At 71.8% G+C, this 12,803-nt stretch carries 12 protein-coding genes and 1 tRNA gene; 5 read left to right on the top strand and 8 right to left on the bottom strand.

Translation table 11 applies throughout. The features are described 5' to 3' along the window. Positions 1-187 precede the first annotated feature (187 nt). Positions 188-2,485 carry an MMPL family transporter gene (locus LTT61_RS19580; RefSeq protein ID WP_233015533.1) on the top strand — a complete coding sequence of 766 codons (2,298 nt, stop codon included), beginning with the start codon at positions 188-190 and terminating at the stop codon, positions 2,483-2,485. Between the two features lie 212 nt (positions 2,486-2,697). On the opposite strand, the gene LTT61_RS19575 is transcribed toward LTT61_RS19580, so the two are convergent. Both LTT61_RS19575 and LTT61_RS19570 read right to left on the bottom strand, forming a co-directional pair. Continuing rightward, on the bottom strand, positions 2,698-2,898 hold the full coding sequence (locus LTT61_RS19575) for a hypothetical protein (protein WP_233015532.1): 201 nt from the start codon (positions 2,896-2,898) through the stop codon (positions 2,698-2,700). A gap of 188 nt (positions 2,899-3,086) precedes the next feature. After that, positions 3,087-3,467, bottom strand: coding sequence for a hypothetical protein (locus LTT61_RS19570; RefSeq protein WP_233015531.1), 381 nt, complete (start codon positions 3,465-3,467; stop codon positions 3,087-3,089). A 95-nt stretch (positions 3,468-3,562) separates the two neighbouring features. Here LTT61_RS19570 and LTT61_RS19565 point away from each other — a divergent pair, with 95 nt between their 5' ends. Then, positions 3,563-4,249: a hypothetical protein gene (locus LTT61_RS19565; RefSeq protein WP_233015530.1), complete on the top strand. Its 687-nt coding sequence runs from the start codon at positions 3,563-3,565 to the stop codon at positions 4,247-4,249. A 59-nt stretch (positions 4,250-4,308) separates the two neighbouring features. Here LTT61_RS19565 and LTT61_RS19560 read toward each other — a convergent pair. The 3 genes from LTT61_RS19560 to LTT61_RS19550 form a co-directional block, all read right to left on the bottom strand. Further along, positions 4,309-4,399: transfer RNA gene (locus LTT61_RS19560), tRNA-Ser, on the bottom strand. Between the two features lie 45 nt (positions 4,400-4,444). Continuing rightward, positions 4,445-4,876, bottom strand: coding sequence for a nucleoside deaminase (locus tag LTT61_RS19555; RefSeq protein WP_233021094.1), 432 nt, complete (start codon positions 4,874-4,876; stop codon positions 4,445-4,447). Between the two features lie 28 nt (positions 4,877-4,904). After that, positions 4,905-5,444 (bottom strand): tRNA adenosine deaminase-associated protein, encoded by a 540-nt coding sequence (locus LTT61_RS19550; RefSeq protein ID WP_233015529.1) that lies wholly within the window; start codon positions 5,442-5,444, stop codon positions 4,905-4,907. 59 nt (positions 5,445-5,503) lie between these two features. Between LTT61_RS19550 and LTT61_RS19545 the strand changes: the two genes are divergently transcribed. After that, complete coding sequence (locus tag LTT61_RS19545; RefSeq protein WP_233015528.1) at positions 5,504-6,430, top strand: prephenate dehydrogenase; 927 nt, start codon at positions 5,504-5,506, stop codon at positions 6,428-6,430. 153 nt (positions 6,431-6,583) lie between these two features. On the opposite strand, the gene LTT61_RS19540 is transcribed toward LTT61_RS19545, so the two are convergent. Genes LTT61_RS19540 through LTT61_RS19530 form a run of 3 tightly spaced genes read right to left on the bottom strand, consistent with a single transcriptional unit; the run spans position 6,584 to position 10,875 of the window. Next, a complete protein-coding gene (locus tag LTT61_RS19540; RefSeq protein ID WP_269821765.1) occupies positions 6,584-7,189 on the bottom strand; it encodes a putative glycolipid-binding domain-containing protein in 606 nt (201 codons plus the stop codon). Between the two features lie 36 nt (positions 7,190-7,225). Then, a complete protein-coding gene (locus LTT61_RS19535; RefSeq protein ID WP_233015526.1) occupies positions 7,226-9,076 on the bottom strand; it encodes an ABC transporter ATP-binding protein in 1,851 nt (616 codons plus the stop codon). Then, positions 9,076-10,875: an ABC transporter ATP-binding protein gene (locus LTT61_RS19530; protein ID WP_269821764.1), complete on the bottom strand. Its 1,800-nt coding sequence runs from the start codon at positions 10,873-10,875 to the stop codon at positions 9,076-9,078. Before LTT61_RS19530 ends, LTT61_RS19535 begins: the two co-directional genes overlap by 1 nt. A gap of 337 nt (positions 10,876-11,212) precedes the next feature. On the opposite strand from LTT61_RS19530, the gene LTT61_RS19525 reads away from it, so the two are divergent. Both LTT61_RS19525 and LTT61_RS19520 read left to right on the top strand, forming a co-directional pair. Continuing rightward, a complete protein-coding gene (locus LTT61_RS19525) occupies positions 11,213-12,346 on the top strand; it encodes a DNA cytosine methyltransferase (RefSeq protein WP_233021092.1) in 1,134 nt (377 codons plus the stop codon). Then, the gene (locus LTT61_RS19520; protein WP_233015525.1) at positions 12,343-12,747 is read left to right on the top strand and encodes a very short patch repair endonuclease; all 405 of its coding nucleotides are present in this window, start codon (positions 12,343-12,345) and stop codon (positions 12,745-12,747) included. Before LTT61_RS19525 ends, LTT61_RS19520 begins: the two co-directional genes overlap by 4 nt. Positions 12,748-12,803 lie beyond the last annotated feature (56 nt).

Raw genomic sequence — 12,803 nt, 5'->3', positions numbered from 1 at the left:
ACGGAGCACGTACCCCGCGGCGGCGGTGTTGTCGCGGTCGCCGACCGGCGGTTATTCTACCTACCGCACGGTAGGCAGAGAGCGTTTTGTGGAGGCGAGGGCCGGGTGGCCCCGCGGGTGCTGTCTACACCGGTGCTTTGCACACCGCTCGACTCAGCGCGCCCAGACATCGTCAGGAGATATCCTCGTGTCCGTACTTCTCTACCGGTGGGGAAAGTTCGCTTTCCGCCATAAATGGATAGTGCTTCCGGTCTGGCTCATCCTGCTCGTGCTGCTCGCCGCGGCCGGTGGCGCTCTGAGCAAGCCGATGACCGACGATTTCAGCATGCCCGGCCTGCCATCGGAGCGGGCCACCGAGATTCTGGACAAGCACTTCCCCGGCGCCTCGGCCGCCTTCGACTTCGACGCCGTCACCGGCACCTACGTGATCGGCGCGCCCGCGGGCCAGAAGCTCACCGACCCGGCGAACCGGGCCGCGGTGGAGGCGTTCATCGCCAAGCTGAACGAGCTCCCGATCGTCGACCACGCCAAGCCGCTGGTCGACCCGATCGAGGCCGCCGAGAAGCTGGGCTGCCTCGCCGACCGGGACCCGTCGAAGTGCAGCTCGGCGCCGCTGAACGTGCTCAACCAGGAGAGTCCGGATTCGGTCGCCATCCTCAGCGTCCCCTTCGGCATCGCCGAGTTCGCCGACGTCACCCCCGACGACCGCACGGCCGCCTACGACGTCGGCGGCGACGCGCGCAACGCCGGGCTGACCATCGAGCTGAGCGGGAGCATCGCGCAGGAGACGGAGGCGCCGAGCGGCAAGTCCGAGCTGATCGGCATGGCCGTGGCGCTGGTGGTGATGATCGTGGCCTTCGGCGCGATCGTGGCCGCCTTCGTCCCGATCCTCACCGCGCTGGTCGGGCTGGGCGCCGCGACGTCGCTGATCATGGTCGGCACCAACTTCATCGACATGCCGAGCTTCACCGTCTTCCTCGCCTCGATGATCGGCATCGCGCTCTCCATCGACTACGCGCTCTTCATCGTCTCCAGGTACAAACACGAGATCGGCGTCGGCGATTCACCGGAGGACGCGGCCGGGACCGCGCTCGGCACCGCGGGCTCCGCGGTGGTCTTCGCCGGATTGACCGTGATCATCGCGCTGGCCGGGCTGAGCATCGTCGGCGTCAGCTTCCTGACCTTCATGGGGCTCGGCGGCGCCATCGCCGCGGCCTTCGCCGTGCTCACCGCCATCACGCTGATGCCGGCGCTGCTCGGCGCCTTCGGTCGCTTCCTCTTCAAGCCGAGGCTCCCGTTCGTCGCCAAGCACGACACCGAGGACGAGACGGTGGTCACCGTCGGCACCAGGATCGCCCGGGTGATCGCCCGGGCGCCCGCGGTGACGCTGCTGCTCAGCGTGGTGCTGCTCGGCGCGCTCGCCGCCCCCGCGGCCGGGCTGCAGCTCGGCCTGCCCGGTGAGGACAGCATGCCGCGCGACACCACCGTGCGGAAGGCATACGAGCTGCGCACCGAGGGCTTCGGCGAGGGCAGCAACGGCATTCTCAATATCGCCGTCGACCTGGAGAACGTCCCGGTCGAGCGGCGCGATGCCGCGCTCGCCGCGCTGGAGGAGCGGCTCGGCTCCTACGCGGGCATGGACTACGTGACCGCGCCGCAGCGCAGCGAGGACGGCCTCGGCGCGCTGATCGACGGCGTGCCGAAGGCGGGCCCGAACGACCAGGCCACCAAGGATCTGGTCGCCGAGGCCAGGGACGCCGAGGCCGAGCTGAAGAGCGAGTACGGCATGGAGTACGGCATCACCGGCTCCACCGCCATCTACGCCGACATCGACCACGTGCTGCTGAGCAAGATCGTGCCGTACCTGGCGATCGTCGCGGGCGCCGCCTTCGTGCTGCTCATCCTGGTGTTCCGCTCGATCCTGGTACCGCTCACCGCCGCGCTCGGCTTCCTGCTCTCCATGGCAGCCACCTTCGGCGCGACCGTGCTGATCTTCCAGGACGGCGCGCTCGGGCTGATCGAGGATCCGGGGCCGATCATCAGCTTCCTGCCGATCATGCTCATCGGCCTCGTCTTCGGCCTCGCCATGGACTACCAGGTCTTCCTGGTGACCCGCATGCGCGAGGAGTACGTGCACGGCAAGTCGCCGGTCGAGGCCATGATCAGCGGCTACCACCACGGCGCCAGGGTGGTGATCGCCGCCGCGATCATCATGATCTCGGTCTTCGGCTCCTTCCTGCTGGAGACGAACGTGGTGGCGAAGTCGATGGGCTTCGCGCTGGCCGCGGGCGTGCTGTTCGACGCCTTCATCGTCCGGATGATCGTGATCCCGTCGCTGCTCGCCCTGCTCGGCAAGTGGGCCTGGTGGATGCCTGCCTGGCTGGACCGGATCCTGCCGGACATCGATGTCGAGGGCGCCAAGCTGGCCGCGCTGCGCGAGCCGCGCACCGAGGCGGAGCAGAAGGAGCCCGCCACGGTCTCCTGACCGGCCTTCGATTCGCCGCGGCCCCGCACCCGTTCCCGGGTGCGGGGCCGCTGTGTTCGATCTCGTCCGCCCGGCCCCGCGCACACGACAGCGCCCGGCGAGTGGAGGCCGAAGGAGCTCTCCACCTGCCGGGCGCTGTCTTCCCCGAGAAACCCGGATGCCGCCACACCCGGGCCTCGTCTCGCGGCTACCTCGCGGGTAGCGCCGGCCCGCTACGGGCTCGGCTGCGGCACATTGCAGTCATCGACCTTGGGGTTCACTCCCAGGTAGTTCAGCGGTCCGGCGATCACGGTGACCGCGATCGTGCTGAATCCGGCGCAGTTCACCGGGCCACTGTCGAAGTAATCGCGCTGAGCAGCGGCGATGATGCCGATGATCAGCCAGACCAGGACAAGAACACTTCCGATTCTCATGTTTCTCTCGCGCATCGTTCAGTGCGGATGGTCGTGCGGCGCATAATGCTTCGCTTTCCTTCCCGCAAGATCTATCGGCGCGGATACCCACTGTCCGGCGTTCTATCCGGCGGCGGGGGCAATGTCCGGTGCTGTCAGCGTAAGGGGGATGAACGTGCGCTACACGAAGCCACGCCAGAACGGCGCGATCACTTCCGGTTCCCAGTCGATGGGCTGCCGGAAGCCGGTGAACTCGCAGCGGACCCACGAGTCCAGATCGCTGCCACCTCGGCCAGTGCGGCGGCGATCGGCCGATCGAGCCGGGCGCGCAGGTCGGCCTCGCTGCCGTCCCGCCAATTCGGCCACGGATCTCTTCCGGCGCCCGCTTCCGCGCCGATGCCTCGCACCGGCAGACCGGCGGCGAGGAACGCTCGGTGGTCGTCCGCGAATTCGAACCCGTAGCTCGACTCGATCCGCTCGAACTCGGAATCGGACAGCCCCGGCTCGATCGCACAGCACCTCAGCCTCGCCAACCGAGCTGCGGCCCGCTCTCCCACGCGGACCGCACTGCCTACGTCTCCCTGCGCCATGCCGCCCATCCTGTACCAGCGACGCCGCCCGGTCACCGGTCGATCCAGAAGGCGGCGATACGCTCACTGCCCGACAGATTCGACGAGGTGGGGCAGTGCATTTCCTGGTGATGGTCGTCGGTCCGCACGTAGAGCGGCAATTGGCGTTGTACGGGGAGCAGACGCGCCTCGCGCCGTACCGCGCTTACGTGCCCGCCGCCGAGATCGCAGCCACCCAGAGGTACTACCGGGAGCACCCGAAGGAGGGGCTCGACCCCGACGACGTGGCCGCCCACATCCGGCGGGACGTGGGCGACCTGCTCGGGCCCGACGGCGTCGGCCGCGACGAGCGCGGCTGGTACTACTGGAGCACCGAGAACTGGAAAGCCCGGTGGGATTACTGGACCCTGAGCGACCGGGAACCGTGGTCGCTGCTCCTCCGGTCCGACCGCCTGCACGCCGCCCAGGCGCTGCTCGGCGATATCGACCTCGATGCCATGCGGCACCGTGCGCTCGCGGCGGCCGAGCGGGAGTGGGATGAGTGGGAGGCAAGCTCCCGCGACCGGCGGAACGCAGTGCTGTCCATCCAGGCGGAGGGGTTCACCCGCGTGCAGTTCCTGATGCGCAGCACCTGGCGCCCCACCGCCCTCGTGATCGACGGCCTCTGGCACGAGCGTGGAGATCGCGGCCTCCGGGCGGATGTGAGCGATCAGCGGGCGGCGGAGTGGAACCGATTCGTCGATGAGCAATTCGCCCGGCTGCCTGCCGACACACTGATCACCTGCGTCGATTGCCACCACTGACGAAAGCGGGATCCACGCAGGAAAAAGCCCCTTACCTGCACATGTCAGACAAGGGGCTGTGGCGGTGGCGGAGGGATTTGAACCCTCGGAGGGGGGTTACCCCTCACACGCTTTCGAGGCGTGCTCCTTAGGCCGCTCGGACACGCCACCGCCGACAACCATACACGGACGGCTCGGGAACGCCGAAACGGCTGGTCAGCGGTGTTCGCGGAAGAACTGATCGAGGAGGGCGGCGCATTCGGCCTCGAGGACGCCGCCGCGCACCTCGGGGCGGTGGTTGAGTCTGCGGTCGCGCACCACGTCCCAGAGCGAGCCGACGGCGCCGGTCTTCGGCTCCCATGCCCCGAAGACGACGCGGGCCACTCGGGCCAGTACCAGCGCGCCCGCGCACATGGTGCAGGGTTCGACGGTGACGACGAGGGTGGTGCCGCCGAGGCGCCAGCCGTCGCCGTGCACCGCGGCGGCCCGGCGCAGGGCGAGCAGCTCGGCGTGCGCGGTGGGGTCGCCGAGCTCCTCGCGGGCGTTGGCGGCGCGGGCCAGTTCGCTGCCGTCGGCGGCGAAGACGACGGCGCCGATGGGGACGTCGCGCGCACCGGCCGCGCCTGCCGCGTCCAGCGCGGCCCGCATGAGCGCGGCGTCGGCGGCGCCGTTCACCTCAGTGCGGCAGTTTGTCGAGCACCGCGGCGAACTCGTCGGCGAAGCCGAGCCGCTGGGCGATCATGCCGAGCTGCTCGTCCGGGTACAGGTCGGTCTCGGCCAGGATCACGCTGAGCACCGGCTCGGGCAGCCCGAGGTCGGCGAGCACGCCGAGATCGCCCTCCTCCCACGGCTCCACGTCGTCGACCTCGTCCGGGTCGATGTCGGGGACCTCGAGGTTGAGCGCCTCCAGCACGTCGGCGGCGATGTCGTACTCGATGGCGGCGGTGGCGTCGGAGACGAGCAGCCGGGTGCCGCTCGGCGCGGGCCGCACCACGACGAAGAATTCGTCGTCCACGTCGAGCAGCCCGAAGACCGCGCCGGAGCTGCGCAAAGCCTTCAGCTCGGTCTCGGCGGCGACGAGATCACCGAGCGCGGCGTTGCTCAGCGGGCTACACCGCCATTTACCCTCTTCACGTACAACTGCCACGGCGAACCCTTCGACGTCGTCGTAATCGTCCGACGCCGCTCCGTTCGTGCCCGAGCGCTGTGCTGCCATGGCCGCAACGGTAGTCTGCCCGAGCTCAATTGTTGAAGTCGTAGGAGAACTCCGAACCGATGACAGCGTCCCTGTGTGTGCTCGGCGCCGGGTTGATCGGCGGTTCGCTACTGCGCGCGGCGGCCGCCGCGGGCTGGGAAGCCTTCGGCTACAACCGCTCCGAGATCCCCGCGCGGGCGGACGGCTTCGATGTCGGCACCGACCTCCCCGCCGTGCTGCGCCGGGCAGCCGCGGCCGATGCGCTGGTGGTGCTCGCGGTGCCGATGCCCGCGCTGGACGCGGTGCTCGCCCAGGTCGCGGCGCACGCCCCCGGCTGCGCGCTGACCGATGTGGTGAGTGTCAAGGCGCCGGTGGCCGCGGCGGTGCGGGCGCACGGGCTCGCGGACCGGTTCGTCGGCGGGCATCCCATGGCCGGCACCGCCGAGTCCGGCTGGGCGGCCACGGATGCCGCGCTCTTCCGCGGCGCGGCGTGGGCGGTCACCGTCGACGACGGCACCGACCCGGTGGTGTGGCGGCGGGTGGCGCGGCTCGCGCTGGACTGCGGGGCAGGGGTGGTGCCGGTGACCGCCGCCGAGCACGATGCCGCCGTCGCGCGCATCTCGCATCTTCCGCATGTGCTGGCCGAGGCGCTGGCGCAGGCCGGGGCCGCGGGCGGGGCGCTCGCGCTCGGGCTCGCGGCCGGTTCGTTCCGGGACGGAACCCGGGTGGCGGGGACCGCGCCGGACCTGGTCCGCGCCATCTGCGAGCCGAACGCCGAGGCGCTGCGGGCGGTACTGGACGAGACGCTGGCCGTGCTCACGGAGGCGCGCCGCACCCTGGAGGACGGCTCGCTCGCCGCGCTCGCCGAGACGGGGCACGCCGCCAGGCGCCGCTACGAGGAGCAGCGCCCGGAGACCATCGCCGACGTGGTCCCCGGCGCCCCCGGGTGGCTGGAAGCGCTGCGTGCGGCGGGTCGCCGCGGGGCTGTTGTCACCGCACTCGGCTGAGACGCCTGCCGACTCGCCCGCGAGCGCGATGCACGGGCAGCCGCAAGGCACACGACCCACGGGTGACGCACCGCTGTCCTCCGCGCGCGACGAACTCCTCCGGGCCGCCCCTCGGACCCCGCGCGCGAACCTCGGGTACCGGCCGGGCCGAACTCAGACCCGCCGCGCGAGCCCCGGGTAGTCCAGCAGGAACCCGTCCTGGTCCACCGTGACGGTGGCACTCGACACCGGCGAGAGCACGCTGATCCCGTCGGCGGTGCTGCTGTAGACCAGGTTCGCCTCCTGCACCAGCAGGTCGGGCAGCCGGACGTAGACGACCGGCACCTGCACCTCCTCCACCGCGTGCTGCAGTCCGAAACGGCGAATCGGCAGCGTGTTGAAGAACGGGCTGAGCACCACGTCGACGTCGAGCGCGCCGGCGAAGGTGGCCCGCACGTGGCTGCCGCCCGCGTCGATGAGCCAGTAGTTCTCGTTGTCCCGCGCCAGCGAGGCGTGCCGCTCGCCCGCATTGGTCGTGGTGCGCAGCGAGAGCCGCTTGGTGGCGCCGTTCTCATCGGTGACCAGGTCGTAGGAGGCGCTGAAGGCCGGGTGGTCGTCGCAGGCGGCGCCGATCATGCGGCCCGCGGCGCGGATCCGGTTCCCGTTGAGCGTCACGCGCACGGACTCCATGCGCTTCCCGTTGTGGGCAACCCACGTGAGAATCGCCGGCCACCGGGATTCCTCCGGTTGGCTTTCGGGTCCTTGGACTGGGTTCGTCACCCTTCTACGGTAAGCGACGCGGGGCTGTCGGCCGCATCACACCAGCGTCTCCCGCCACGCCGCATGCAACCCGGCGAACCGTCCGGCGCCCGCGATGAGCGTCGCCGGGGCCCCGTCCTCCACGATCCGACCGGCCTCAAGCACCAGCACCCGGTCCGCGATCGACACCGTGGAGAGCCGGTGCGCGATGATCACCGCGGTGCGGTCGCGCAGCACCCGCTCCAGCGCCTCCTGCACCAGCCGCTCGCTCGGGATGTCCAGGTTGGAGGTGGCCTCGTCCAGCACGATGACGGCGGGATCGGCGAGGAAGACCCGGGCGAACGCCACCAGCTGCCGCTGCCCGGCGGAGAGCCTGCCGCCGCGCTTGCGCACGTCGGTGCCGAGCCCGTCCGGCAGCGTCGCGAGGAACCGGTCCAGCCCGACCGCCGAGGCGGCGGCGGCGACCTCGGCGTCGGTCGCCTCCGGCCGCCCGAGCCGGATGTTGTCCGCGATCGACCCGGCGAAGAGGTACGCCTCCTGGGTGACCATCACCACGGCCCGGCGCAGCTCGACATCGGCGATCCGGCGCAGGTCGACGCCGTCGAGGCTGATCGTCCCCCCGCTCGGGTCGTAGAACCGGGTGAGCAGCTTGACCAGCGTCGACTTCCCCGCCCCGGTGGCCCCGACCAGCGCGATCACCTGTCCGGCCGGGATCTCCAGATCGAACTCGGGCAGCACCGGCGGGCTCCCCTGCTTCCCGGCGTAGTCGAACCACACCGCGTCCATCCGCAGCGCGCCCGCCGGGTTCGCCAGCGGAACGGGGTCGCGCGGCTCCGGCACCGACGGCTCCTCCTCGAGCACGCCGGAGATCTTCTCCAGCGCGGCCGCCGCCGACTGGTAGGCGTTGAACACCTGCGCCAGCTCGTCCAGCGGGCCGTAGAACTCGTTGAGGTAGAGCAGGTAGGCGGCGAGCACGCCGATCGCGAGGTTGCCCTCGATCACCTGCCAGGCGCCGACCGAGAGCACGATCACGGTGGTGAGGTTGCCGAGCAGCCTGGTCAGGCCGGTGTAGTCGCTCATGCCGAAGGCGGCCGCGACATTGGCCTCGCGGAACTCGCTGTCCTCGGCCGCGAGCACCGCGTGGTTGCGGCCCTCCCGGCGGAACGCCTGCACCGCGCGGATGCCGCCCATGGTCTCCACGAAGTGCACCACCACCCGCGCGATCGCCACCCGCGTGCGCCGGTACCCCCGCCGCTGCCTGCGCTGCGCCCAGCGGGTGACCAGCGCCAGCGGCACGAAGCCGATCAGCACGATCACCGCGAGCCCGGCGTCCAGGTAGATGAGCAGCGCGGCGATGGTGACCACCGAGAGCATGGCGCTGAGCGCCTGGTTCAGCGCGCCCTCCAGCAGCTCCTGCAGCGTCTCGATATCGCCGGTGAGCCGGGAGATGACCTTGCCCGAGGTGTACTTCTCGTGGAATTCGACGCTCAGCCGCTGCACGTGCGCGAAGAGCCGCCCGCGCAGGTCGAAGAGCACGCTCTGGCTGAGCGTGCCGGAGATCCGCAGGAAGACCAGCGTGGTCAGCATGCTGAGCAGGGTCACCGCGGCGAAGCCCGCGACGGTGCGGGTGAGCGGCCGCCAGTCGCCGCGCCCGCCCGCGGCCAGCCCGCTGTCCAGGCCGTAGGCGATGAAGAGCGGTCCGGAGACCTTGAGCGCGTTGTCCACCACGATGAGCAGCAGCACGATCGCGGCCCGGGCCCGGTACGGCCGCACCAGGTCGAGCAGCAGCCTGCGCGAGCGGGCGGCGAGCACCAGGTTGCCGGTCTGGGTGACCTCGCGGTCCTCGTTGGCGATCCCGCGCCAGTCGGCGGGGTCGGTGTCCTTCCGGTCGTCGGTGGTTGCGGTCATCACGCACCTCCCATCAGTTCGCGGTAGCGGGTGCTGGTGCGCAGCAACCGGTCGTGTTTGCCCTCGGCGACGATGCGACCGTCCGCGAGCAGCGCGACCCGATCGGCCAGCGCCGCGGTGGAGGGCCGGTGCGCCACCAGCAGCGTGGTCGCCCCGGCCAGCACGCTGCGCAGCCGCGCCTGCACCCGCTCCTCGGTGTCCACGTCGAGCGCGGAGAGCGGGTCGTCGAGCACGAGCACCCGGCCCGCGCTGCCCCCGGCGCGGGCGCCGAGCACCGCCCTGGCCAGCGCCAGCCGCTGCCGCTGCCCGCCGGAGAGGCTGAGCCCCTGTTCGCCGATCCTGGTGTCCAGCCCCCACGGGAGCTGCTCGACGAATTCGGTGGCCTGGGCGATCTCCAGCGCGGCCCGCACGTCGGCGTCGGTGGCCTCCGGCTCGCCGAGCGCCACGTTCTCCCTGACGCTCGCGGAGAAGAGCACCGGCTCCTCGAAGGCGGCGGTGACCACGGTGCGCAGGTCGCCGAGGCGCAGCCGGGAGACCTCGACGCCGTCGACGGTGAGGCTGCCGCCGGTGACGTCGTAGAGCCGCGGGATCAGGTTGAGCAGCGCGGTCTTGCCGCTGCCGATGGCGCCGACCAGCGCGACCGTCTCGCCGGGGCGCACGTGCAGCGTGACGTCGCGCAGCACCTCGGTCCGGGTGCCGGGGAAGGCGAACCGCACGTGCTCGAGCCGCAGGTCGCCGCGGACCGCGGCGGGCAGCGGGTCGGGGTCGGGCGGGTCGGTGATGAGCAGCGGGATGTCCTGGATCTCCCAGTACCGGTCCGATGCGGTACTCGCGTCGTTGAGCTCGGAGAGCAGGAAGCCGGTCCAGATGATCGGCCACTGCAGGAAGGTGGCGAGCGTGATGCCCGCGACCAGCGTGCCGAGCGACATCTGGCCGTGCACCACCGCGTAGCCGCCGTAGCCGAGCGCGAAGACGATGGCGAGCTGCGGCAGCCCGACCATGGTCGACCACAGCGTGGCGTCCAGCCGCACCTTCACCATCTCGGTGCCGCGCAGCTCCCGCGCCTGCCGCACGAACCGCGCGGCCAGGAACGGCCCGCGCCCGAACGCCTTGAGCACCCGGATGCCCTGCGCCGACTCCTCCGCGATGGTGGCCAGGTCGCCGCTCTGGTCCTGCGAGCGCCGCGACGCCACCTCGTAGCGCTGCACGAAGCGGTAGCAGACGGCGACGATCGGGATGGCGAGCACGGTGAAGGCGGCGCCGAGCGGCGGGATCAGGATCCACAGCACGAGCAGCCCGATCGGCACGACCACCATGTGCAGGATCAGGAACGGCCCGGCGAAGCCGACGAAGCGGCGCAGCGTGGCGAGGTCGTCCACCGCGCGGGAGAGCAGCTGGCCGGACTCCCAGGAGTCGTGGTTGCCGATGGCGAGCCGCTGCAGCTTGCCGAAGATCTTCGCGCGCATGGCGACCTCGAACTCGGCCGCGGGCCGCGCCACCATCCGGCGCCTGCCCCAGGTGCCGAGCGCCTGCAGCAGCCCGAGCGCGAGCACCACCCCGATCAGCGGAACCGCCGAGCCGTAGTGGCCGCCCGCGATCGGCCCGTCGATGATCCGGGCGATCAGCAGCGGGATCACGATCTCGGTCAGCATGGCGAGGATGGCGAGCGCCGTCGCCGCCGCGATCTTGGTGCGGTGCGGCCGCAGGTACGGCAGGAACCGGCGCAGCGCCGCCGTCCGGCCCCGGGGTTTCACCGGGGCGGGCGGCGCGGATATTCGCTCGGCGGTGGGATCGAGCACGACGGACAAGGTTCCCCCTCGATAGTGCGCACCACGGCAGCCGCCGACGCGGCGGGGTGGGCGGATGAAAGACGGGCACAGGCTCCGGCCTTCCAGAGTGGCACCACACCCCGCCCCCGCCAACCGAATTTCCGCCACACCAGCCCTGCCCCCACGCACCCCCCGACCGGGCGAGCCTTACGAGCCCCGTTCGCCGCCCGTCCCGCCGTTCAGCGCTCGAAAGCGCATGCGCCGAAGGCGCGAGACTCGAGCGCTGAACGGCGGGACCCCGAAGGGCGGCGAACACGCCCGGCGCAGCCGGGCCAATCCAACACAGGCAATATATATGTCCATGCGGATGGTGGGGCTCTTCGCCGGAATCGGCGGACTCGAGCTGGGGCTGTCCGCCTCCGGGTGGCGAACCGAGTTGCTTTGCGAGATCGATCCCGGCGCTCGGGCGGTGCTCGAAGCCCGCTTCCCGGACGTCCCCGTCCACCCCGACGTCACCCGCCTGCGCTCCCTCCCCCAGGGAACTGAGCTGGTCTCCGCCGGTTTCCCCTGCCAGGACCTCTCCCAGGCGGGCCGCACGGCAGGCATCTCCGGCACCCGCTCCGGCCTGGTCGACGAGATCTTCCGCCTGGTCCGCCGCCGCCGCGGCCCCCGCTGGCTACTGCTGGAGAATGTCCCGTTCATGCTGCAACTGGGCCGCGGCGCCGCCATGCGGCACATCACCGGCGCGCTGGACGAGCTCGGCTACACCTGGGCCTACCGCGTGGTCGACGCCCGCGCCTTCGGCCTCCCGCAGCGCAGGCAGCGGGTCCTGCTGCTGGCCTCGCGCACCGAGGACCCGCGCCGGGTCCTGCTCGCCGAGGACGCGGGCCCGCTGGACCAGGGCGACCCCGCGCTCGACCCGTGCGGCTTCTACTGGACCGAGGGCGTGCGCGGCCTCGGCTGGGCGGTGAACGCGGTCCCGACGCTCAAGGGTGGCTCGGCGCTCGGCATCGCCAGCCCGCCCGCCGTCCGGCTGCCCGCCGGCGAGATCGTCACCCCCGGCATCGAGGACGGCGAACGGCTGCAGGGCTTCGCCGCGGGCTGGACCGAACCGGCCCTGACCGTCCCCGGCTTCCGCCAGGGCCACCGCTGGAAACTGGTCGGCAACGCCGTGAGCGTCCGGATGGCCGAGTGGGTCGGTAGCCGCCTCGACAGCACCGCCGATCCCTGCCCCGACGGCCCCGAGCTGGCCCCCGGCCAGCCGTGGCCGAGCGCCGCGTGGGGCCGGGCGGGCCGCGCCTACCGCGCCCCGGTCTCCACCTGGCCGGTGCACGAGCCCTACGAGGGGCTCGCCGACTACCTGACCGGCTCCCGGCTGCTCTCCGCCCGCGCCACCGCGGGTTTCCTGCGCCGCACCGGCATGGGCACGCTCCGCTTCCCGCCCGGTTTCCTCGACGACGTCGAGACGCACCTGGACCGCATGGGCGGCTGGGCGGCATGACTCGCCCCACCACCGACGCGGCGACCAGCGCGCGCATGTCCCGCCAGCGCCGCGCGCACACCAAGCCGGAACTGGCGCTGCGCCGCGAGCTGCACCGCCGCGGCCTGCGCTACTTCGTGGACCGGGCCCCGCTGCGCGGCCAGCGCCGCCGCGCCGACGTGGTCTTCCCGCGCCGCCGCGTCGCCGTCTACGTGGACGGCTGCTTCTGGCACCGCTGCCCGCGGCACGCCACCGACCCGAAGAACAATGCCGAGTGGTGGGCGGCGAAACTCGCGGGCAATGTCGCCCGCGACCGCGCCACCGACGCGGAGCTGACGGCCGCGGGCTGGCAGGTCGTCCGGATCTGGGAGCACGAGGACCCGGCGGCCGCCGCCGACCGCGTCCAGGCCGCCGTCCGCTGACTCAGCGCCTGGCGCGGACCACCGTGCTCGGCGCCTGCTGCGCCAGGTAGTCGGAG

This window comes from Nocardia asteroides, assembly GCF_021183625.1.
GTDB classification, from domain to species: domain Bacteria; phylum Actinomycetota; class Actinomycetes; order Mycobacteriales; family Mycobacteriaceae; genus Nocardia; species Nocardia asteroides_A.
Note: the sequence above shows the minus strand (reverse complement) of the source record. Positions and strands in the feature narration are given on the sequence as shown.

What these genes read in the sequence shown, in the direction of transcription:
- LTT61_RS19575 (WP_233015532.1), bottom strand. Translation starts at nt 2,898, where the DNA reads ATGAGAATCGGAAGTGTTCTTGTCCTGGTCTGGCTGATCATCGGCATC.
- LTT61_RS19570 (WP_233015531.1), bottom strand. Translation starts at nt 3,467, where the DNA reads ATGGCGCAGGGAGACGTAGGCAGTGCGGTCCGCGTGGGAGAGCGGGCC.
- LTT61_RS19555 (WP_233021094.1), bottom strand. Translation starts at nt 4,876, where the DNA reads ATGCGGGCCGCGCTGGACGCGGCAGGCGCGGCCGGTGCGCGCGACGTC.
- LTT61_RS19550 (WP_233015529.1), bottom strand. Translation starts at nt 5,444, where the DNA reads ATGGCAGCACAGCGCTCGGGCACGAACGGAGCGGCGTCGGACGATTAC.
- LTT61_RS19545 (WP_233015528.1), top strand. Translation starts at nt 5,504, where the DNA reads ATGACAGCGTCCCTGTGTGTGCTCGGCGCCGGGTTGATCGGCGGTTCG.
- LTT61_RS19535 (WP_233015526.1), bottom strand. Translation starts at nt 9,076, where the DNA reads ATGACCGCAACCACCGACGACCGGAAGGACACCGACCCCGCCGACTGG.
- LTT61_RS19525 (WP_233021092.1), top strand. Translation starts at nt 11,213, where the DNA reads ATGGTGGGGCTCTTCGCCGGAATCGGCGGACTCGAGCTGGGGCTGTCC.
- LTT61_RS19520 (WP_233015525.1), top strand. Translation starts at nt 12,343, where the DNA reads ATGACTCGCCCCACCACCGACGCGGCGACCAGCGCGCGCATGTCCCGC.